Source organism: Streptomyces sp. NPDC001231, assembly GCF_042896885.1.
Taxonomy (GTDB): Bacteria; Actinomycetota; Actinomycetes; order Streptomycetales; family Streptomycetaceae; genus Streptomyces.
In genome coordinates this window covers 89,905-110,607 of the sequence record NZ_JBIAXS010000007.1, presented here as the reverse complement: position 1 = coordinate 110,607, position 20,703 = coordinate 89,905, and the positions used below count along the sequence as shown (strand labels likewise).

The window sequence follows — 20,703 nt, the reverse complement described above, 5'->3', positions numbered from 1 at the left end:
ATGAACGTGAACAATTGAGTGCGGTTTCTGTCTTTCCCCTGTGCGTTTGATGAACGCGGGCCACGCGGCCGTGGGGACATGATGCACGACATGCTCGTCCGCTGGTCCTAGGTCCGGGTTCGGGCGGAGGCCCGATGCGGCGGCCGCGGACCGGTGGTTAGCGTTCCGTGTGTGTTGAAGACTTCCTCCGTGCCGCCCTCCTCCCCCACCGCCTCCGCCGAGCTCCGGGCTCCGCTCGGGCAGGGGGAACCCCGACCCGGGCATGCTGAGGGGGTGACCAACGAGGAGTTCCGTGCCGCGATGTCCAGGCTGGCCGCCGGTGTGGTCCTGGTGACCGCGCAGGAGCCGCCGCTCGACCCGGACGACCCGCGGGCTCCGGCCGGCGAGGACGCGGGCATGACGGCGACGGCGTTCATGTCGGTGTCCCTGGACCCGCCGCTGGCCCTGGTCAGCCTGCGCGAGGGCTCCCGCATGGACGATCTGCTCGCCGAACAGCCCTTGTGGGCGGTCTCGGTCCTCGCCGACAGCCAGCACGCGGTCGCCGGCCGCTTCGCCATGAAGGGCCGGGTCAGCGACCGCCTGCTGTTCAGGGACCTCCCCCACACCCGCGGCGAGGTCTCCGGCGCCCCCCTGCTGACCGACGCCCTGGCCACCCTGGAGCTGCGCACCGAGCAGCGGGTGCCGGCGGGCGACCACACCCTGATCATCGGCCGGGTCCTGACGGCTCACCTGCCCGGCGCGGACGGCGAACCGCTGCTGTACTACCGCGGCCGCTACCGCCGGCTGGGTTGACGCCCCGCCCGCGCCCGGCGTCCCCGCCGGCCCGTGCCCGGGGCTACCCCCAGTCCTTCCCGGAGCGCCCCCGCTTCGTCTCCGAGCGCTGCTTCTTCTCACGCAGCCGCCGCTCGTTGATGCCGCGCGGGATCCGGGTGGGCCTGCGCGGCCTGGGCGGCGGCGCGGTCGCCTCGGCGAGGAGCGCGGCGAGGCGCACGGCGGCGGCCTCGCGGTTGCGCCACTGGGAGCGGTGCTCGGAGGCGCGCACGCTGATGACGCCGTCCACGAGCCGGTCCGCGAGGCGCTCCAGCGCACGCTGCTTCCACACCTCGGGCAGCGCCTCGGTGTTGGCGAGGTCGAAGCGCAACTCCACCTGGGAGTCCGTGGTGTTGACGTGCTGGCCGCCGGGCCCCGAGGACCGCGAGAAGCGCCAGGCCAGTTCGGCCTCGGGGAGCGCGACGGAGCCGCGGATGAGATGGGGACCGGACATGTCGTCCATGTTCCCCTTCCCGCCCGCTTCACGTCATCATGTTTTCGCCGCGGACGTGTTCGATCGGGGTGGGTAAAAAAGGTAAAGAGACGCGGAACCCGGAGGACCCCCTCGACGTTCCTATGGGTGGCGATAGCTTCGTCCGCACACGCAACGAGGGAAGGGACTCCCAACAATGGCTGTAAGCCTGTCCAAGGGTGGCAACGTCTCGCTCACCAAGGAGGCTCCGGGCCTGACCGCCGTCACCGTGGGCCTCGGCTGGGACGTCCGCACCACCACCGGCACGGACTTCGACCTGGACGCGTCCGCGATCGCGGTCAACGCGCAGGGCAGGGTCTACTCGGACCAGCACTTCGTCTTCTTCAACAACAAGCAGACCCCGGACAACACCATCGTCCACACCGGCGACAACCTCACCGGCGAGGGCGAGGGCGACGACGAGGCGATCAACGTCAACCTCGCCGGGCTCCCCGCCGACGTCGACAAGGTCGTCTTCCCGGTCTCCATCTACGACGCCGAGAACCGCGGCCAGAACTTCGGCCAGGTCCGCAACGCCTACATCCGCATCATCAACCAGGCCGGCGGCACCGAGATCGCCCGCTACGACCTGTCGGAGGACGCGGCCACCGAGACGGCCATGGTCTTCGGCGAGCTGTACCGCAACGGCGCGGAGTGGAAGTTCCGCGCCGTCGGCCAGGGCTACGCCTCGGGCCTGGTCGGCATCGCCCAGGACTTCGGCGTCAGCGTCTGACGGACCCGGCCCGCTGACCGAGCCCCGGCCCGCGAAGGGCCGGGGCTGCGGGCGCTGCTCCGACGGGTGCCGGCAGGACGCCTCCGTGTGCGCCGGGGACGCGGCCCGCGTCGACGGCGTCCGTGCCCGCCACGGGATGCGTCCCGTCGTCGCCTTGGCGCGACGCCCCGGCCCGCACCGAGCGACTGCGCCGGCTGGGCCTGGGGAGCGGCCCGAGTCCGTCGCTCCGGCCGGCCGTCCTCCGCGCCAGGGGGCGCCGGGGGCGTGTGGGGCGCGGTACGTTGCCCGCGTTCTCCTCGAGCCCCTGACCCTCCCGTCGGACCGCGGCCTCCCGGGCGAGCTCCTGACCGAACTCACCGCGCTCTACGCCTCCCACCGCGACTTCCACGCCCTCAGCGGCGACTTCCCCGACCCGGACGACATCAGCCCGGAACAGGTGGCGACCGCGCTGGCGGACGAACTGGCCGTCCCGGACGCGGAGGTGCTGCTCGCCCGCAGCGAGGGACGGCTCGTCGGGATCGCGATCACGCTCGCCCACCATCCCGACCCGGCCGACCCGGACCCGCGGATCGGCCTGCTGATGATCGACGCGGGCGCACAACGGCATGGCCACGGGCGCCGGTTGACGTCCCTCGTCGAGGACCGCTTCCGTGCCGCGGGCCGCACCGCCGTGCGCCTGGCCGTCCTCGGGAACAACCCCGGGGGCCTGGCGTTCTGGACCGCCCTCGGCTACCGGCACCTCGCTCACCGCCGGGACCAGCGCATGGGCCGCCCGTGCGTGGTGCTGCGCAAGCGGCTGGACTGAGGGAACGGGCCGGCCGGTGAGGGGACCGGCCGCGGTCAGGGCCCCGTCGGCTTGCCGTCCCCGTACAGCCAGTCGGCCCAGATCGCGCCGAAATCCGTGCCCGGGGCCCTCTTCTCCACGTAGGCGGTGAAGTCGGCGGTGTCCGCGTTGCCGTGGCGGTGGGCGGCGGCCCAGCCCCGGACGATGCCGTCGAAGGCGCGGCCACCGACCGCCTGGCGGATCTTGTGCAGGACCATCGCGCCCCGTTCGTAGACGGGCCGTCCGGAGATGTGCGCGGCATCGACCGGCTCGGCGGGCGGGAAGGACCACACGGCCCCGTTCCCGGCGTCGTCGGCGAAGTAGTCGCCGCGTTGGAGCGCGTCGAAGGCCTGCTGCGCGGTCCGGCCGCCGTGGTCCTCGTCCCACAGCCACTGCGCGTACGTCGCGAAGGCCTCGCTCAGCCACATGTCCCGCCAGCTCTTCGGGGTGACGGAGTCCCCGTACCACTGGTGGGCGAGTTCGTGGACGAGGGTTCCGATGTCGGGGGCGCCGGGGAAGACGGGCCGGTTCTGGGTCTCCAGGGCGTAACCGGCGTCCTCGCGGCGGCCGACGATCGCGCCGGTGGACGAGAAGGGGTACGGGCCGAAGCGGCGCTCCGCCCACTCGACGACCTCGGGGACCCTGGCCGGCACGGCCCCGCTCGCCCGCACTTGAGAGGACTCCACGGCGACGTACACCGGCAGACCGCTCCTCGTGGTGGAGCGGGTGATCTCGAAGCGGCCGATCGCGACGGTGGCCAGATAGCTCGCCATCGGCTCGGCGGTACGCCACCGGAACGTCGTACGGCCCCCGCTGGTCGTCTCGCTCCTCAACTCGCCGTTGGAGACGGCCCGCAGCCCCTCGGGCACGGTGACCGAGATGTCGTACGCGGCCTTGTCGGACGGGTGGTGGTTCCCCGGGAACCACGCCATCGAGCCGACCGGCTCACCGAGGGCGAGCGCGCCGTCGGCGGTGGGCAGCCACCCCTCCCGCGACCCGTCGGGGTCGACGACGACCTGCGGCCGCCCCGAGTAGCGCACCGTCGCGGTGAACGTCTTCCCCTTCACCAGATCGTCGTGCGGACGCACGGTGAGTTCCTGCCCCGCCCGGCTGAACCAGGCGGCCCTCCCCTCCACCGTGACGCTCCGGACGTCGAGCCCCACGAGATCGAGGTCGAAGGCGGACAGGTCCTTGGCGGCCCGGGCGGTGATGACCGCCGTACCCGTGAGGTGACGTCGGTCCGGGTCGTAGTCGAGGGTCAGGCCGTAGTGGCTGACGTCGTACCCGCCGTTGCCCGCCCTGGGGAAGTACGGATCGTGCACCCCCGCCCCGCCCGGGGTGCCCCGGACACCACCGCCGCACCCGGTCAGCGTCAGCGCGAACAGGGCGCAGCCGGCCGCGGCGGTCCGGACAAGCAGGGCAGATCGATACACGCGCGCGATCCTATGCGGGGCACATGACACCATCGCCTACGTGCTCGACATCGGCTACGCCCTCTCCAACCGCTTCCCCGACCCGCCGCAGACGGACTACCGCCGCGCGGACGTGCGGGCGCTGCGGCACGACCTGTTCTGCGGCGACGTCTACCTGGCCGACACCGAGTCGGACCGCGAACTGGCCACGGCCTGGGGCTGGGTGCCCGTGCTCGACTTCGCCTGGGCCCTGTGCGACATCGTCGAGCGGCTGGACCGGGACCCGGCCGGCTCCCGCGCCTCCCGTCCGCAGCGGGCGGAGCTGGACTTCACCGAGTCCACGGACCGCATGCTCTTCGAGCGCCGCTTCGGCTGGGTCGACATCGAGTCCGACTGGATGCCCGTCGAGGAGTCCCCGCTGACCTTCTCGCACTCGGCGCTGCGCCGCGAGGCCCGTGACTTCCTGCACGACCTCGTCGCCGACCTGTGCGACCTGCACGAGGACCTGGCGGAGAACCCGGCGATCTGGACCCTCCAGGCCCGCTACCCCCGCGTCTCCTGAGCCCCCTCTCGACCGGAATCCCCTTTCAGCCCCCCCTCACCCCTCCACCCTGATCCCCAGTTCCGCCGCCAGCACCGGCGCCAGGTCCAGGAGCTGACCGGTGCTGATCACCGCGCCCGCCAGCCGGTCCAGCCCGCGCGCGATCTCCAGGGAGACGGCACCCCGCAGGTCCACGTCCGAGAGCGTCGCCGCGCTGAAGTCGACGCCCTTGACCACGCAGTCCGCGAACTCCACCCGCTCCAGCCGGGCGCCCCCGAAGTCCGGCTCGACGAGGACGCAGCCCTCGAAGACGACGTCCCGCAGCCGGGCCTTGCGCAGGTTCAGGTAGTCGATCTTGCCGCCGCGGATCCACACGCGCTCCAGGACCGCACCGTGGCACTGCACACCGCCGAGGCGGGCGTCGACCACCTCCACATCACGCAGGGTCGCCTCGGCGAGGTCGGTGCCGACACCCCGTATACCGGTGAGGACCGAGTCCAGGAAGCGGGCGTGCCGCAGCGACGCGTCGTCCAGCGCACAGCCTCTGAGCGCGCAGTCCAGGAACCGCGCCCCCGCCCCGTCCTGCCCGGCCAGGTCCTCCTCCCGGAACTCCAGCCCGTCGTAGTCCCCGTCCGGCGCCAGTCCCCCGCCGCCGTACGCCTCCAGCGCCGGCAACCGCACCTCGGGCCGCCGCGCGCCCTTCACGCCGGCCCTGCCGCTCGCTCCGCTCACCATGTCCCCATGCTGCACCCCGCCACTGACAATCCCCTCTCCCGACCGCGAGGCGCCCTGCGTACACGAGGATGCGATACCTCCCGATTCATGGTCTTCTGGCCAGGTGAGCGTCGCCCGTCCAGGTGAATCCTCGTCCCAGGAGACCGACCGGCATCGCTGGTGGGCACTGGTCGTCATCGCGCTCGCGCAGCTGATGGTGGTCCTGGACGCGACGATCGTGAACATCGCGCTCCCCTCCGCTCAGCACGCCCTGCACATGTCCGACGGCAACCGGCAGTGGGTCATCACCGCCTACTCCCTCGGCTTCGGCGGGCTGCTCCTGCTGGGCGGACGGATCGCCGACCTGGTGGGCCGCAAGCGCACGTTCGTCGCCGGACTGGCCGGGTTCGCCGCCGCCTCCGCGTTCGGCGGCGCGGCCACCTCCTCAGGCATGCTCTACGGCGCCCGCGCCCTTCAGGGCGCCTCCGCCGCCGTCCTCGCCCCCTCCGCGCTCAGCCTGCTGACCACGACCTTCACCCACCCCAGGGAGCGCGGGAAGGCGTTCGGCGTCTACGGCGCCCTGGCGGGCAGCGGCTCGGCGATCGGCTTCATCGTCGGCGGCGTGCTGACGGAGTTCCTGAACTGGCGCTGGTGCCTGTACGTCAACGTGCCCATCGCCGTCGTCACGGTCCTCGGCGCCCTGACCCTGCTGCCCGACAGGCCGGGCCGGGCGGGCGTCCGGCTGGACCTGCCCGGGGCGCTGCTGGGCTGCGGCGGGCTGGTCGCCGTCGTCTACGGGGTCAGCGAGGCCCAGCCGCGCGGCTGGACCGATCCGCTGGTGCTGAGCCTGTTCGCCCTCGGTACGGCGCTCCTCCTGACGTTCGTGTGGTGGCAGAGCCGGGCGCCGGTGCCGCTGCTGCCGCTGCACGTCCTGCGGGACCGCAACCGGGCGGGCTGCCTCCTGACCATGCTGCTGGCCGTGATCGGCATGTTCGGGCTGTTCCTGTTCATGACGTACTACCTCCAGGGGATCCTCGGCTACTCGCCGCTGCGGACCGGTCTCGCCTTCCTCCCGCTGACCGCCGCGATCATCACCGGTTCGACGCAGATCTCGGCCCGGCTGCTGCGGCACGTGGCGCCGCGCGTGCTCATCGTCCCCGGCATGCTCCTGGCCGCGGGCGGGCTGCTGCTCCTGACCCGGCTCACGGTCGACTCGCGCTACCCGAGCGAGGTGCTGCCCGCCCTGGTCCTGATGGGGCTCGGCATGGGCCTGACCTTCATGCCCGTGTTCGCCACCGCCACCGCGGGCGTCGCCCCGCAGGACTCGGGGGTGACCTCCGCGACCGTGAACACCTCGCAGCAGGTCGGCGGTTCCATCGGTACCGCCCTGCTCAACACGGTCGCCACGACCAGCGGCGCCGCCTACGTCACCGCCCATCTGCGCGGCCCGGCGGACCGGGCCCGGGTGGTGCCGGAGGGCATCGTCCACGGCTATACGGTCGCCATCTGGTGGGCGGCCGCCGTCATGCTGGTGGCCGGTCTGATCGCGGGCTTGATGGTGACGGGCAGGGCCCCCAAGCACGGGGCCCCGACGGAGGCGCCCGTAACGGAACCAGCGGCATGAGGCGCGGGAGCCCTGGGGCCGGGCGCTAACGCCTCAGGGCGAACAGCACCTTCCTCGGGTTCCACGGCTCTCCCCGGCCCCTCGCCAGCGGATAGCAGCCCAGGCCGATCAGGACGGCGGTGAAGTGGCCCAGATCGGTGAAGGTGTGCCGGGTCACCAGCGACACGACGTAGAAGGAGAGGACGGCGGCCAGGTACAGGTACCGCCAGGGCGGGGCGATCCGGTACGTCAGCACCCCCATCACCCCGGCCAGGGCGTAACTCACCCCGACGTCCAGAGTGTTGACGGCCGCCTCCGGCGCCACGTGCCGCTGGATCGCCCACAGCACGGCGCCCTCGCTGATCAGCGTGGCCAGCATGTGCGCGGTCACGCACACCAGCAGCCAGCGCAGGGTGCCCAGCCAGCGCTCGGCCTGGGCGTGGAGGACCGTGTAGAGGACCGCGTACGGCAGCCAGTGGCCGCTGTCGATCCACATGGCGCTGGAGAAGAGCACCCGCACCGGGTCGTTCGACAGCTCGCGCAGGTTCGTCGAGCGGTGCCGCAGGAAGTGCTGCTCGAACTGCGGCGACATGTGGTGCAGGGCGACGGTGGTCAGGAACAGGATCAGCAGCCAGACGTACGTCCCCGGAGCACTGCGGACGTAGGCAGTCGCCGTCCGAAGCCCACGCCGCATCCGCATGACCCCGCTCACACGCGCAAGTATGGTCGTCAGAGTGATCGAGGTGCCCGGCGCGCTGGCCGCTTCCCAGGAGAAATTCAACGGGGCGGCGGGCCGCGCGTTCGTCGCCGGTCTGCCCCGGCGGGTGGCCGCCTTCCTCGACCGGTGGCGGCTGCGGATCGACGGGCCGGCGATGCACGGCGTGTGCGCGCTGGTCCTTCCGGTCGTCCGCGCCGACCGCCTGCCCGCCGCCCTGAAGCTCCAACTCCCCGACGAGGAGAGTGCGGGAGAGGCGCCGGCGCTGCGCGTGTGGGACGGCGCGGGGGCCGTACGGCTGCTGGAGCACGACGAGCCGACCGGAACGCTGCTGCTGGAACGGCTCGACTCCGCCCGCCCGCTGTCGCGCCTGCCGGACACCGGTGAGGCCGTCCTGGTGATCGCCGGCCTGCTGGCCCGCCTGACCTCCGTACCGGCCCCGGCGGGGACACGGCGGCTGGGTGACATCGCGGAAGCCCTGCTGGAACGGACACCGGGAGCGTTGCGGCGACTGCCCGACGGGGACGACCGCGGGCTGCTCGCGGACTGCGCCGCCGCCGTGCGCGAGGTCGCCGGCGAAAGCGGCGACCGGCTGCTGCACTGGGACCTGCACTACGACAACGTCCTCGGCGCCGACCGCGAGCCCTGGCTGGCCATCGACCCCAAGCCGCTCGCCGGGGACCCCGGCTTCGAACTGTTCCCGGCGCTGTGCAACCGCTTCGAGCCCGGCGAGGTCGTCCGGCGCTTCGAGGCCATGACCGGGGCGCTGGGCCTCGACCGGGACCGGGCCCGTGCCTGGACCCTCGGCCGTGTGCTGCAGAACGCGCTGTGGGACCTGGAGGACGGCCGCCCCCTGTCCCCCGAACAGCTGTGGATCGGCCACGCCCTGCGCCGGTGACAGGCCGCCGGACCGCGCCCGCGCCGGTGACACGCCGCCACACCGCGCCCCGCGCCGGTGACACGCCGCCGGACGGCCCATCGGGCGTTCCAGCCGACTATCGGGCCATACGGTACAGAATATGACGAAACGCCATATCGCTCTGCTTCTGAGCACCGCCGCGCTGGCCGGCTCGGGCATCGCCGCCGCCCCGCCGGTCCTGGCGCCCAGGACGCACCTGGTGCATCCGGGCCAGTCGATCCAGCGGGCGGTGGACTCCGCGAAGCAGGGTGACACCGTGCTGGTGCTGCCCGGCGTCTACCACGAGAGCGTCAAGGTGACGACACCCGGTCTGACCCTGCGCGGCACGGGCCGCGGCACCGTCCTGGAACCGGGCGGCGGGAAGCCCGCGGACGACTGCGGCAAGCGGGGCAACGGCATCTGTGTGATGGGGGCCAAGGGCAAGCGCCTGAAAGGTGTCACCGTCTCCCGGCTGACCCTGACCGGTTTCTCCCACGCCGGTCTGATGGCCGTGGGCACCGACCGGCTGACCGTGCGGCAGGTGACCGCCGAGAAGAACGGGATGTGGGGCATCGCCGAGGAGCGGTCCGTACGCAGCGAGTACCGGAGCAACATCGCCCGGGGCAACGGCGACGCGGGACTCTTCCTGGCCAACACGGTCACCGCCGAGCAGGGCGCCGCCGACACCGGCGGAACGCTGATCGCCCGCAACCGGCTGGAGGGCAACCGGATCGGCGTCACCGTCCGCCGGCTGCGCGACCTCACCGTCGCGGGCAACGACGTCTACGGCAACTGCGCGGGCGTGTTCGTCGTCGGCGACGAGAACAAGCCGCGGGCCGGCGCGCTGACCGTGCGCGACAACCGGGTCGCGGAGAACAACAGGTTCTGCCCGGCGACCGCCCGGCTGCCCTTCCTCCAGGGCTCCGGCATCGTCCTGACCGGCACCGAGCTGACCGACGTGTCCCGCAACCTCGTCGTCGGCAACTCGGGCAGGTCCCCCCTGTCCGGCGGCATCGTGCTGTTCAAGAGCTTCGTCGGCGCGGCCGGCGAACGGAACCGGGTGAGCCGGAACGTGCTCGACGGCAACTCCCCGGCGGACCTGGTCAACCAGGAGAGCGCCACGCACCGCAACACCTTCGCAGAGAACTCCTGCGGGGTCTCCAAGCCCGCGGGACTGTGCTGAGGCCGTAGCCACTCGTGGAACCCACGGGACCGAGAAGGAAGGAAGGCGGCACATGACGACCGCTCAGTCCGCCCCACCGCCGTCCATGCGGCTCAGGGAGCTCGCGTTCGGGGCGGCGTGCGCCGCCGCCCTCCGCGCGGCCGCCCGGCTCGGTGTGGCCGACGCGCTCGGGGACGCACCCATGGCCGTGGAGGACCTCGCGGCCGCCGTGAAGACCGAACCGAAGCCGCTGCGCCGGCTGCTGCGGGCGCTGACCTGCTACGGAGTCTTCGCCGAGCAGCCCGACGGAACGTTCGCGCACACCGACATGTCCCGGCTGCTGCGCGAGGACGACCCGGGCAGCCTGCGCTACATCACCCTGTGGTGCACCGAGCCGTGGACCTGGGACGCCTGGCCGAAACTGGACGAGGCGGTGCGCACCGGCCGCAACGTGGTGGAGGACCTGTACGGCAAGGAGTTCTTCGTCCACCTCAACGAGGACGCCCCCGAGTCGGCGGACGTCTTCAACCGGGCCATGACGACCTCCAGCAAGCAGTCCGCGCGGGACGTCGCCGCGCTCCTCGACCTGTCCGGCGCCTCCTCGGTCGCCGACATCGGCGGCGGGCAGGGGCACGTGGTGGCGAGCCTGCTGGAGAAGTACCCGCACATGCACGGCACCCTGCTGGACCTGCCGCGGGTGGTGGACAACGCCGACCCCCGGCTGCGCGCGGGCGGCTCGCTGGCGGACCGGGTGCGGATCGTGCCCGGCGACTGCCGCGAGGCCATCCCGGTCAGGGCCGACGTCTACATCATCAAGAACATCCTGGAGTGGGACGACGACTCCACCGCCCGTTGCCTGCGCAACGTCATCGAGGCGGGCGGGCCCGGGGCGCGGGTCGTGGTCATCGAGAACCTCGTCGACGACACACCCTCGATGCGGTTCAGCACCGCCATGGACCTGCTCCTGCTGCTGAACGTCGGCGGTGCCAAGCACACCAGCGCCAGCATGGCCGGCCGGCTGAAGGCGGCCGGCCTGGTCATCGACGACATCAGCCCGGTCAACCCCTACCTGCACGCCTTCGACTGCACGGTGCCCGCCTGACCGGACCCCACCGGCGGCGCCGCCGCGACCTCCTCGGACACCGGCCGCCGGGCCCGCGACAGTGCGGGCCCGGCGGCCGGTGGCCGTCCGTGAGGGACCGGACGGCGCGTCAGGTGGCTTGGTCGGCGGCTCAGTCACGCTCCCACAGGTAGAAGCGGTGGGCCATCGCGTCCTTCGGCGAGCGCCAGGTCTGCGGGTCGTAGGCGCTGACGTACGCCGACAGCCGCTCGCTGATGCCCCGGAACTCGGGGTGGCCGGCCACCTTGGCGATGGCGGGTCCCGGGTCCCGGTCCGCATCGATCAGGTGCATGTACACATCGCCGAACTGGTAGAGGCTGCGTCTGGTGACACCGACCAGGTGCGGCAGCTCCCCCCGGTCGGACTCCTCGAAGATCCTGGCGATGTCCGGGGCCGAACCCGGGGCCATCCGGGCGACGATCAGTTCTTGGTGCACGGTCCTCTCTCCGTCCGGCTCAGTCGGTGGTCAGGGCCGGCTCGGCCCGGTGCCCGGCGGCGGCCTTCTCGATCCTGTCGCGGATCAGGGCCATCTGGACCTTGGAGTTCTTGTTGATGTTGTCGGTCATCCAGTCGTCGTCGACCGGCGCCTCCGGCTTCATCGCGAAGTCCTGGGTCCAGATCATCCTCGTGCCCCCGGGGACCTCCTCGTACCTCCAGTGGATGTTCATGTGGTCGAAGGGGCCCGTCTCGACCCGGCGGGCCCTGACGGAGAGCGTGGCCCGGTCGGGCTCGCGCTCGGAGACCCAGCTCCACACGGTGCCGTTCTCGTCCGGGTGCATGGTCAGGCGGAAGGTGCACTTGTCGCCTTCCTGGGACAGGATCTCGGCGGAGGCGTACTCGCTGAACAGCCGCGGCCAGTTCGCCACATCGTTGGTCATGTCCCAGACGAGATCGACCGGCGCTGCGATGGTGACCTCGTTCTCCGTGTGTCCGGCCATTTCTACGCTCCTGCCAGAAGGGTGCTGTTGACGAGGTCGAGGAATTTCCTGGGCGTCTTGCAGCGCTCCGCGTCGGCCGGCATCGGGATGCCGTGCCGGTTCTCCAGTTCGCCCACGATGCCGAGCAGGCCGAGCGAGTCGATGCCGATCTCGTCGAATCCGGTCTCGGACCGGTCCGCCAGCTCCTGCGGGCTGACGGTGATCCCGGCGGCCTTCTTCATGAGTTCGGCCAGTTCCTCCACTGTGATGCGGTCACTCATGCGGTTCCTCTCCTTGTTGCTCCCGGTTGATCCTGGCTGCCTCGCTAGGAGGCCTCGGCGGCACCGTGCCGCAGCACCAGCGCCGAGTTCGAGCCCATGAGCCCCCGGCTGAGGACCAGCGCCGTGCGCACCTCGGCGGCACGGGCACGACCGGTCACCAGGTCGAGGTCATGGCAGATGTCGGAGACGTTCGGGGTGGGCGGGATCTGGCCGTGCTCCATAGCGAGAACAGCCGCCACCGTGTCCAGCACCGGAGCGGCGCAGTACGCCCGGCCGGTGCCCGTCTTGGGTGCAGTGACCGGCACACGCCGGCCGTGCGCGCCGAGCGCGTCGGCGATGGCGAGCGCCTCGGCCCGGTCCGCCTCGGGGACGCCGAGGGCGTCGGCGAAGACGACGTCGACCTCCTCGGGTGCGCACCCGGCCTCGGCCAGCGCGCCGCGGATCGCCTCCGCCAGCCCCTCCCGGGACAGCTCCCAGCGGGAGGCGCCGGTGAAGGTCGCCGCGTGCCCGGCCAGGACGGCCCGTACGGGCACGCCGCGCTCCCGGGCCGCGTCGGCCGCCTCCACGGCGAGCATCGCGCCGCCCTCGGCCGGCACGAACCCGCAGGCGTCCTCGGTGAACGGGCGGTAGGCGCGCTTCGGGTCGGCCACCGGGCTCAGCTCCCGGTAACCGAGCTGGCAGACCATCGAGTACGGGGCCAGCGGCGCCTCCGTCGAACCGGCCACGATCACATCGGTGCCGCGCTGGACGGCACGGGCCGCGTGCGCCAGGGCGTCCAGGCCGCCCGCCTCGTCGGCGGCGACCACCGAGCAGGGGCCCTTGAAGCCGCGCCGGATGGAGATCTGGCCGGTGCTGGCCGCGTAGAACCAGGCGATGGACTGCCAGGGGCCGACATAGCGGCTGCCCTTGCTCCACAGTTTCTGGAGCTCCCGCTGGCCGAACTCGCCGCCGCCGGACCCGGCCGCGGTGACCACGCCGGCGGAGAACGGGGCCGCGTCGGTGTCGGCCTGCCCCAGCCGGGCGTCCTGGAGGGCGGCGTCGGCCGCGGCCATCGCGAAGTGCGTGAAACGGTCGGTCTGGACGAGGTAGCGCTCCTCGACCGCCGCCGAGGGTTCGAAGGACCGCACCTCGCCGGCCACCTTCAGCGGCAGGTGCTCGCAGCCCTCACGGGTCACCCGGTCCAGGACGTTCACGCCCTCCTGGGTGGACTTCCAGAAGGTCTCGGTGCTCGTGCCGCCGGGCGCGACGACACCGATGCCGGTGACGGCGGCCCGCCGCTTGCGCGGTGCGCTCATCGTGTCCTCTCCCTCTGCCGGGTCAGGATCACCGCGGACTGGAAGCCGCCGAAGCCGCTGCCCACGGAGAGCACGCTGTCCAGCTTCCGCTCACGGGCGACCCGCGGGACGTAGTCCAGGTCGCACTCGGGGTCGGGGGTCTCGTAGTTCGCGGTCGGCGGGACCATCTGGTGGGCCAGGGCCAGCACACAGGCCACCACCTCGATCGCCCCGATCGCCCCGAGCGAGTGGCCCACCATCGACTTGATGGAGCTCATGGGGGTGTCGTAGGCATGGTGGCCCAGCGCCCGCTTCACCGCGGCCGTCTCGTGCCGGTCGTTCTGGCGGGTGCCGGAGCCGTGCGCGTTGACGTAGTCGATCGCGGAGCCGTCCAGTCGGGCGTGGTCCAGCGCGGTCTCTATCGCCCGCGCCATCTCCAGGCCCTCGCTGGTCAGTCCGGTCATGTGGTAGGCGTTGCCGAACGTGGCGTAGCCGCTGAGTTCGCAGTACACGTGGGCGCCGCGGGCCCTGGCGTGCTCCAGCTCCTCCAGGACGAGCACCGCGCCGCCCTCGCCCATGACGAACCCGTCACGGGCGTTGTCGAAGGGGCGGGAGGCGTGGGCGGGGTCGTCGTTGTTCGGCGACGTCGCCTTGATCGCGTCGAAGCACGCCATGGTGATCGGTGATATCGGCGAGTCCGACGCTCCGGCTATGCAGACGTCCGCCCTCCCCTCCTCCACGGTGTGCAGCGCGTAGCCGACCGCGTCGAGCCCGGAGGTGCAGCCGGTGGAGACGGTCTGCACCGGCCCACGGGCCCCGAACCGCTCGGCCACCGTGGAGGCGAGCGTGCTCGGTGTGAACGCCCGCTCCAGATACGGCCGGGCCCGCTCGTGGTCCACGTCCCAGCGCTCGCCGCGGTGGCTGACCAGGACGTAGTCGTTCTCCAGCCGGGTGGTGCCGCCGACCGCGGTACCCAGCGAGACCCCGACCCGCCAGGGGTTCTCCCCGGCGAGGTCGAGTCCGGAGTCCGACACCGCCTCCTGGCCGGCGGCCAGGGCGAACTGGATGTAGCGGTCGCAGCGCGCGACCTGCTCCTCGTCCAGCCCCGAGGCCGCCGGGTCGAAGTCGCACTCGGCGGCGATCCGGGACCGCAGACCGGCCGGGTCGAAGAACGTGATGCCCCGCGTCGCGGTGCGCCCGTTCGCCAGCAGGTCCCAGAAGGCGGGGGCGCCGATCCCGCCCGGCGCCACGATGCCTATGCCGGTGACCGCTACCCGCCTGGTCATGATCGGACCTCTGCCACGCCCGCCGGCGGCGCCTCCGCGCCGGCCGCCGCCGGCTCGGTGCCCTCCGTGTCGACGTGGCCGAGCTGCGGACGCGGGGCCAGCGGCCCCAGGTGGAAGACGATCCGCGCCTCCACGTCGCCCACATTGCGGAAGCGGTGGCGCATGTAGGCGGGGATCATCAGACCCTGTTCCGGCCTGAGCGGGTGCGGCTCGCCGTCCAGGTCCACCTCGAGGTCGCCGCAGACGACGTACACGAACTCCTCGGAGTACGGGTGGTAGTGCTCCCCGATGCGGTCGCCGGGCTGCACGATGGCCACGCCCATGAAGCCGCTGGTGGAACCGACCGTGGCCGGGGTGAGCATGGCGCGCAGATCGCCTCCGCGCTTCGTGTTGGGCTCGGTCTCGCCGAGCTCCACGATCCTGGGCCTGGGTTTGATCACGTCGTTCCTCCGGTGGTGTGGTACGTCGGCTTCGGGATGCGTCAGGCGTCCGGCGCGGACCGGCGGTCGGTGATGAGGTCCATACGGGCGAGGGTGAGCAGACGGGCCAGGTCCTCCTCCTGCTCGGCGGCGCCCGCGTCGAGCAGGCTGGTCAGCTCCGACACCTTCGTGGCATCCGTCAGCCCCAGCGCGGCGGCCGGGTCGGCGTCCAGCCCGCCGCGGATGTCGATCAGCCGGACGACGACGTCGTCCCGCTCGAAGACCGTGCTGCGCAGCACCGGACTGTGCGGGTCCGCCGCCGCCCGCTCGTCCTGGTGGGACAGCAGCTCCGCCAGCTTCATGCCCATGCCCTGCCGGGCCGGGTAGTACAGCGCGTGCCGCTCCGCCTCCGGACTCTCCTGGTCGGCCGTCACGTGGTGCACCGCGGGCAGCGCCGCCCGGGTGAAGAACACCCGGGCGGACTCCTGGTCGTTGAGGTCGCGGTCCTGCTCCAGGTAGGGGTTGAGGTCCTCCTCGACCTTCCGGATCTGCGGCTGCTGGGCCACGTGCCGCAGTGCCACGAGGAGGTCGCCGCGCACCTCGATGGCCCGCACGACCCGGTTGCCGTGCATGAACAGGGAGGTGCGGCACAGCCGGGTGGTGCCGTCCACGTTCGCCTCGGGCGGCTCGTAGTCGGCCAGGATCTGGGCCACCTTCCGCTCGCTGCCCGGCTTCACCGTGAAGGTCAGCGCGTGCCGGATCACACCGTCCCCGATCCGCGGCGAGTCCTGGAGCCGGCGCTCGGCGGAAGCCGCGCCCACCTCCGTGTGGCCGGTCTCACGGACGATGTGGAAGCGCAGCGACCGAGTGTCCCGGATGCAGCTGTGCATCGGCTGCACCATCCGCACGTGCTCCTCGCTGTTCACCCAGGCGAGGAACGGCGGGGCGCTCTCCCACTCGCTGGTGATCAGCCACTGGGAGGGGTTCTCGATGGACTGGCACAACTGGTCGCTGACGTGCCCGGAGACGGACGCGACCTGCTTGCACATCTCCTCGTAGGCCTCCAGGAACTGCTGCTGGGCGCCGTCGTAGACGTTCACCAGCAGGACGACCCGGAGCCGGGAGCCGTCGAAGACGGACTGGGAGACACGTTTCGCGGCCTGCTGCTCGGTCGGTTCTGAAACTCGCTCAGAGATGGCGGTCATCTGCGTACGTCTCCTTGGCGGTGCTTGGCGGGGCAGAGGAAACGCCGGCCGCGGGTGACGCGACGTCAGCGTGATCTCGATCCTGAGCCGGTCCCGATCGGTGCGCGACTCGTGTGCACCACGCGGGTGATCACAGGGGTGATTGGTGCCGCGGACGTACGCACGACGGCCTCCGGGAGGGCATGGACACTCCGATGCGCCCCACACCCGCACCCCCGCTCCTGGAGGCATCGATGCGCCAAGAAGCCGACCACCGGGTACCCGTCCTCATCGTCGGCGGCTCCCTGGTGGGCCTGTCCACCTCCCTGTTCCTGGGCCGCCACGGAGTGCCGCACATGCTGGTCGAGCGGCACTCCGGCACCTCCATTCACCCGCGTGGACGCGGCAACAACGTGCGGACGATGGAGCTGTTCCGGGTGGCCGGCGTCGAACCGGACATCAAGACGGCGGCATCGCTGCTCGCGGACAACCACGGCATCCTCCAGACGCCCACCCTGGCCGGCGACGCGGGCGAGTGGCTGTTCAAGCACATCGACCCGGACGGCGGCCTCGCCAGGTTCAGCCCCACCTCCTGGTGCCTGTGCAGCCAGAACGACCTGGAGCCCGAACTGCTGCGGGGCGCCCGGAAACTCGGCGGCGACCTGCGCTACTCCCACGAGATGGAGTCCTTCGAGCAGGACGGCGAGGGCGTGACCGCGGTGGTACGGGACCGGGGCACCGACGAGCGGTACACCGTCCGCGCCGACTACCTGGTCGCCGCCGACGGCCCGCGCAGCCCGGTCCGGCGCCGCCTCGGCATCGGGCACAGCGGGCCCGGCGACCTGTTCGCCAACGTCAGCGTCACCTTCCGCTCCAAGCTGCTCGCCGAGGTGGTGGGCGAACGCCGCTTCATCTGCTGCTATCTCACCGGCCCGGACGCCGACGGGGCCCTGCTGCCGGTCGACAACAAGGAGCACTGGGTCTTCCACGCGCCCTGGCACCCGGAGCGGGGCGAGAAGCTGGAGGAGTTCACCGAGGACCGGCTCCAGCGGCACATCCGCCGTGCGATCGGGGCACCCGACCTGGATGTGGAGATCACCGGCAAGGCGTCCTGGCGTGCCGCCGAACGGGTGGCCGACCGGTACTCGGCCGGACGGGTGTTCCTCGCCGGGGACTCCGCGCACGAGATGTCCCCCACCGGCGCCTTCGGCTCCAACACCGGCATCCAGGACGCGCACAACCTGGTCTGGAAGCTGGCCGCCGTGCTCGGCGGCTGGGCCGGCCCCGGCCTCCTGGAGACCTACGACACCGAGCGCCGCCCCGTCGCCACGGCGACCAGTGCCCGCGCCTCCGCCCGCTCCGTCGAGCACAGCCACCCCGGCTTCGCCCCGGCCCCCGGCATCGGCGGCGGCACGCGCGGCGGCATTCTCAACGTCGTCCTCGGCTACCGCTACCCGCACGGCGCCGTCGTGGGCGCCGACCCGGGCCAGGAGGTCGTACCGGAGGCGATGCGCCTGACCGGCGAGCCGGGCAGCCGGGCGCCCCACCTGTGGCTGCGCCGCGGCGGCGAGCGGATCTCGACGCTCGACCTGTACGAGCGCTCCCTGGTGCTGCTGAGCGACGCCCAGTCGACGGCGGGCTGGCACACGGCGGCCCTGCGCCTCGCCGAGAGCGACGACGTGCGCCTGGACTCGTACCGCGTCGGCGCCGAGCTGACGTACGACCCGCACGGCGGCGCGGACGGAGCGGCACCCGACTGGGCGCGAGCCCACGGCACGACGGCCGACGGAGCCGTGCTGGTCCGCCCGGACGGGTTCGTGGCATGGCGGGCGGCAGCCGCCGCACCGGACCCCGAGGCGACGCTGCGTCAGGTCGTGCGGACGCTGCTCAGAACAGCCTGACCTGCAAAAACGAACGGAGGCCACCCGCACCTCGCGGCGCGGGTGGCCTCCGTGTGTGGAGCCCCCTGTCGGATTCGAACCGACGACCTGCTGTTTACAAGACAGCCGCTCTGGACCAGCTGAGCTAAGGAGGCCTGTATGGGCGTGTCCGTGCAGTGTACCCAGGTCCCCGAGGCGGCCCGGCAGGAATTTCCGTGAAGTTCACCAGCCCTCAAGTGCTGACAGACCAGGTGAACGCCAGGTACCGTCCTGAGCCAGTTCACCCGTGTGGACTACACCAACAACCACAACGGAATCACCCGTAGTGGCAACCACCTTCCTACAACGGATCGTCCGGCACGTTCCTGCCGGTAGAAGGGGGCCCATTCACCATGGCCACTGTCCAGTTCGACAAGGCGACCCGGATCTACCCGGGTTCCGACAAGCCCGCCGTCGACGCGCTCGAGATCGACATCGAGGACGGTGAGTTCCTCGTCCTGGTCGGCCCGTCCGGTTGTGGCAAGTCCACCTCCCTGCGCATGCTCGCCGGCCTGGAGGACGTCAACGGCGGAGCCATCCGGATCGGTGACCGCGACGTCACCCACCTGCCGCCGAAGGACCGGGACATCGCCATGGTGTTCCAGAACTACGCGCTGTACCCGCACATGACGGTCGCCGACAACATGGGCTTCGCGCTCAAGATCGCCGGCGTCAACAAGGCGGAGATCCGGCAGAAGGTCGAGGAGGCCGCGAAGATCCTCGACCTGACCGAGTACCTCGACCGCAAGCCGAAGGCGCTCTCCGGCGGTCAGCGCCAGCGCGTCGCCATGGGCCGCGCGATCGTGCGTGAGCCGCAGGTGTTCCTCATGGACGAGCCGCTGTCCAACCTGGACGCCAAGCTCCGGGTGAGCACCCGTACGCAGATCGCCTCGCTCCAGCGCCGGCTCGGCATCACCACCGTCTACGTCACCCACGACCAGGTCGAGGCCATGACCATGGGCGACCGTGTGGCGGTACTGAAGGACGGTCTGCTCCAGCAGGTCGACTCGCCGCGGAACATGTACGACAAGCCCGCCAACCTCTTCGTCGCCGGCTTCATCGGCTCGCCCGCCATGAACCTCGTCGAGGTGCCGATCACCGACGGCGGTGTGAAGTTCGGCAACAGCGTGGTGCCGGTCAACCGCGAGGCGCTCAAGGCCGCCTCGGACAAGGGCGACCGCACGGTGACGGTGGGCGTGCGCCCCGAGCACTTCGACGTGGTCGAGCTGGGCGGCGGCGCGGCGGCCTCGCTGTCGAAGGACACCGAGGACGCTCCGGCCGGCCTCGCCGTCTCCGTGAACGTGGTGGAGGAGACGGGCGCCGACGGATACGTCTACGGCTCGGTCGAGGTCGGCGGCGAGCAGAGGGACCTCGTCGTCCGTGTCAGCAGCCGTTCCGTCCCGGAGAAGGGCTCCACGCTGCACGTCGTGCCGCGGCCGGGCGAGACCCACGTGTTCTCGACCTCCACGGGCGAGCGTCTGTCGGACTGACGCGTCCGCGGCTGACGCCTAACGGCTGAAACCTCGGGACACCTCCGGGGGATTCACCCAAGTTGACGAGAAGGGCCCCGCGACCTGGCCGCGGGGCCCTTCTCCATGCCTCCGAACCACCCTGGCGCACCGGACATTTCGAGCGGTGTGCGTCAACACGTCACCCGGGAGAGAGCGTCTGACCATCCCCCGAAGGGGTGACTAAATGTCGCCAAATCATTACCGGGCGCTACCCTCACTCGCGTGAAGCACTCCACCAACCACCCCACGCGACGCGGCCCGGGCCCCGCCCGCCGGATCGGCCGCTCCCTCGCCCTCGTCCTGCCCGTCGTCCTGGTGCTCTCCGGAACCCTCGCGGTCACCCGGGTCAACTGGTCGGGGAGCCCCTCGAACTCGGTGCTGGCCGCGTCCGACGCCGTGGCCGCCGGCGCCCCGGCGAAGTCCCGCGCCCTCGCCCCGCAGGACGTGCTGCGCGACCAGCTGCTGACCGAGTTGCAGGACCAGAACCCGGGCGTGGTCCTCACCCACCTCCAGGAGGCGGTCAACGGCCGGCCGTCGCTGGCCGGCCACTGCGCCTCCATCGCCCGCACCCTGGGCCGCGCGGCCGTCCGCATCTACGGCCCCGCCCGCGCCCAGTCCTACGCCCGCCCGGTCTGCGACACCTCCTTCGCCTCCGGCATCCAGTCCACCCACAACTGACACGCCACGGCCACCCGGCCGATTGAGCGAGTCCCTCGTGTCCAGGGCGGGCCACCTCGCGGGGCGGGGGCCCGCCCTGGACACGACCGGGCAAGCCCGCAGAGGGGCCTGTGGCAGGCCCGGGGCCGCCCCGGCACTGAAACCGGGCAAACCCATGCGGCCCGGGGGGCCAGGGCACAGCACGGCAGCGCGGAGGGCCGCGCCCACGCCTTGGCCGGGTAACGCAGCGGG

The 20,703-nt window shown here is 71.9% G+C and carries 22 protein-coding genes and 1 tRNA gene; 11 read left to right on the top strand and 12 right to left on the bottom strand.

The window, feature by feature from the left end:
* The first annotated feature begins 273 nt into the window (after positions 1-273).
* The gene (locus tag ACFY3J_RS10940; protein WP_390840737.1) at positions 274-792 is read left to right on the top strand and encodes a flavin reductase family protein; all 519 of its coding nucleotides are present in this window, start codon (positions 274-276) and stop codon (positions 790-792) included.
* A gap of 43 nt (positions 793-835) precedes the next feature.
* On the opposite strand, the gene arfB is transcribed toward ACFY3J_RS10940, so the two are convergent.
* The gene (arfB, locus tag ACFY3J_RS10935) at positions 836-1,273 is read right to left on the bottom strand and encodes an alternative ribosome rescue aminoacyl-tRNA hydrolase ArfB (protein ID WP_225074569.1); all 438 of its coding nucleotides are present in this window, start codon (positions 1,271-1,273) and stop codon (positions 836-838) included.
* A 166-nt stretch (positions 1,274-1,439) separates the two neighbouring features.
* On the opposite strand from arfB, the gene ACFY3J_RS10930 reads away from it, so the two are divergent.
* Complete coding sequence (locus tag ACFY3J_RS10930) at positions 1,440-2,015, top strand: TerD family protein (protein ID WP_384177594.1); 576 nt, start codon at positions 1,440-1,442, stop codon at positions 2,013-2,015.
* An 85-nt stretch (positions 2,016-2,100) separates the two neighbouring features.
* Positions 2,101-2,820 (top strand): GNAT family N-acetyltransferase, encoded by a 720-nt coding sequence (locus ACFY3J_RS10925; protein ID WP_384177592.1) that lies wholly within the window; start codon positions 2,101-2,103, stop codon positions 2,818-2,820.
* A 35-nt stretch (positions 2,821-2,855) separates the two neighbouring features.
* Here ACFY3J_RS10925 and ACFY3J_RS10920 read toward each other — a convergent pair whose 3' ends face one another.
* Entirely contained in the window at positions 2,856-4,271 is a 1,416-nt protein-coding gene (locus ACFY3J_RS10920; RefSeq protein WP_390840736.1) for a M1 family metallopeptidase, read from the bottom strand.
* A 40-nt stretch (positions 4,272-4,311) separates the two neighbouring features.
* Between ACFY3J_RS10920 and ACFY3J_RS10915 the strand changes: the two genes are divergently transcribed.
* A complete protein-coding gene (locus ACFY3J_RS10915; RefSeq protein WP_225074566.1) occupies positions 4,312-4,812 on the top strand; it encodes a hypothetical protein in 501 nt (166 codons plus the stop codon).
* Positions 4,813-4,848: 36 nt separating this feature from the next.
* On the opposite strand, the gene ACFY3J_RS10910 is transcribed toward ACFY3J_RS10915, so the two are convergent.
* Positions 4,849-5,526, bottom strand: a complete 678-nt coding sequence (locus tag ACFY3J_RS10910) for a pentapeptide repeat-containing protein (protein WP_384177588.1) — start codon at positions 5,524-5,526, stop codon at positions 4,849-4,851.
* A gap of 103 nt (positions 5,527-5,629) precedes the next feature.
* Between ACFY3J_RS10910 and ACFY3J_RS10905 the strand changes: the two genes are divergently transcribed.
* Positions 5,630-7,129, top strand: a complete 1,500-nt coding sequence (locus tag ACFY3J_RS10905) for an MFS transporter (RefSeq protein WP_384177586.1) — start codon at positions 5,630-5,632, stop codon at positions 7,127-7,129.
* 25 nt (positions 7,130-7,154) lie between these two features.
* Here ACFY3J_RS10905 and ACFY3J_RS10900 read toward each other — a convergent pair whose 3' ends face one another.
* The gene (locus tag ACFY3J_RS10900; RefSeq protein WP_384177906.1) at positions 7,155-7,808 is read right to left on the bottom strand and encodes a rhomboid-like protein; all 654 of its coding nucleotides are present in this window, start codon (positions 7,806-7,808) and stop codon (positions 7,155-7,157) included.
* Positions 7,809-7,830: 22 nt separating this feature from the next.
* Here ACFY3J_RS10900 and ACFY3J_RS10895 point away from each other — a divergent pair, with 22 nt between their 5' ends.
* The 3 genes from ACFY3J_RS10895 to ACFY3J_RS10885 all read left to right on the top strand — a co-directional run bounded on the left by ACFY3J_RS10895 (position 7,831) and on the right by ACFY3J_RS10885 (position 10,985).
* The gene (locus ACFY3J_RS10895) at positions 7,831-8,721 is read left to right on the top strand and encodes an aminoglycoside phosphotransferase family protein (protein ID WP_390840735.1); all 891 of its coding nucleotides are present in this window, start codon (positions 7,831-7,833) and stop codon (positions 8,719-8,721) included.
* Positions 8,722-8,842: 121 nt separating this feature from the next.
* Positions 8,843-9,904: a nitrous oxide reductase family maturation protein NosD gene (locus ACFY3J_RS10890; protein WP_384177582.1), complete on the top strand. Its 1,062-nt coding sequence runs from the start codon at positions 8,843-8,845 to the stop codon at positions 9,902-9,904.
* Positions 9,905-9,956: 52 nt separating this feature from the next.
* Entirely contained in the window at positions 9,957-10,985 is a 1,029-nt protein-coding gene (locus ACFY3J_RS10885) for a methyltransferase (RefSeq protein ID WP_390840734.1), read from the top strand.
* 130 nt (positions 10,986-11,115) lie between these two features.
* Here the strand turns inward: ACFY3J_RS10885 and ACFY3J_RS10880 are convergent, their stop codons facing one another.
* From ACFY3J_RS10880 to ACFY3J_RS10850, 7 genes are read right to left on the bottom strand one after another with little or no spacing between them, the layout of a single operon-like run.
* On the bottom strand, positions 11,116-11,439 hold the full coding sequence (locus ACFY3J_RS10880; RefSeq protein ID WP_141360119.1) for a TcmI family type II polyketide cyclase: 324 nt from the start codon (positions 11,437-11,439) through the stop codon (positions 11,116-11,118).
* A 19-nt stretch (positions 11,440-11,458) separates the two neighbouring features.
* Positions 11,459-11,941 carry an SRPBCC family protein gene (locus tag ACFY3J_RS10875; RefSeq protein WP_384177577.1) on the bottom strand — a complete coding sequence of 161 codons (483 nt, stop codon included), beginning with the start codon at positions 11,939-11,941 and terminating at the stop codon, positions 11,459-11,461.
* Positions 11,942-11,943: 2 nt separating this feature from the next.
* Positions 11,944-12,201, bottom strand: a complete 258-nt coding sequence (locus ACFY3J_RS10870) for an acyl carrier protein (protein ID WP_141360117.1) — start codon at positions 12,199-12,201, stop codon at positions 11,944-11,946.
* A gap of 44 nt (positions 12,202-12,245) precedes the next feature.
* Entirely contained in the window at positions 12,246-13,496 is a 1,251-nt protein-coding gene (locus tag ACFY3J_RS10865) for a ketosynthase chain-length factor (protein ID WP_384177575.1), read from the bottom strand.
* The gene (locus tag ACFY3J_RS10860) at positions 13,493-14,761 is read right to left on the bottom strand and encodes a beta-ketoacyl-[acyl-carrier-protein] synthase family protein (protein WP_384177573.1); all 1,269 of its coding nucleotides are present in this window, start codon (positions 14,759-14,761) and stop codon (positions 13,493-13,495) included. The genes ACFY3J_RS10865 and ACFY3J_RS10860 overlap by 4 nt, the downstream gene beginning before the upstream one ends.
* Entirely contained in the window at positions 14,758-15,201 is a 444-nt protein-coding gene (locus tag ACFY3J_RS10855; RefSeq protein WP_225074558.1) for a cupin domain-containing protein, read from the bottom strand. The genes ACFY3J_RS10860 and ACFY3J_RS10855 overlap by 4 nt, the downstream gene beginning before the upstream one ends.
* A gap of 41 nt (positions 15,202-15,242) precedes the next feature.
* The gene (locus ACFY3J_RS10850) at positions 15,243-16,385 is read right to left on the bottom strand and encodes a SchA/CurD-like domain-containing protein (protein WP_384177571.1); all 1,143 of its coding nucleotides are present in this window, start codon (positions 16,383-16,385) and stop codon (positions 15,243-15,245) included.
* 233 nt (positions 16,386-16,618) lie between these two features.
* Between ACFY3J_RS10850 and ACFY3J_RS10845 the strand changes: the two genes are divergently transcribed.
* Positions 16,619-18,265: an FAD-dependent oxidoreductase gene (locus ACFY3J_RS10845; RefSeq protein ID WP_390840788.1), complete on the top strand. Its 1,647-nt coding sequence runs from the start codon at positions 16,619-16,621 to the stop codon at positions 18,263-18,265.
* A 56-nt stretch (positions 18,266-18,321) separates the two neighbouring features.
* Here ACFY3J_RS10845 and ACFY3J_RS10840 read toward each other — a convergent pair.
* Positions 18,322-18,399, bottom strand: a tRNA-Thr gene (locus tag ACFY3J_RS10840).
* Positions 18,400-18,636: 237 nt separating this feature from the next.
* Between ACFY3J_RS10840 and ACFY3J_RS10835 the strand changes: the two genes are divergently transcribed.
* Both ACFY3J_RS10835 and ACFY3J_RS10830 read left to right on the top strand, forming a co-directional pair.
* The gene (locus ACFY3J_RS10835; protein ID WP_225074556.1) at positions 18,637-19,773 is read left to right on the top strand and encodes an ABC transporter ATP-binding protein; all 1,137 of its coding nucleotides are present in this window, start codon (positions 18,637-18,639) and stop codon (positions 19,771-19,773) included.
* A gap of 243 nt (positions 19,774-20,016) precedes the next feature.
* Positions 20,017-20,472, top strand: a complete 456-nt coding sequence (locus ACFY3J_RS10830; RefSeq protein WP_384177568.1) for a hypothetical protein — start codon at positions 20,017-20,019, stop codon at positions 20,470-20,472.
* Positions 20,473-20,703: the final 231 nt, after the last annotated feature.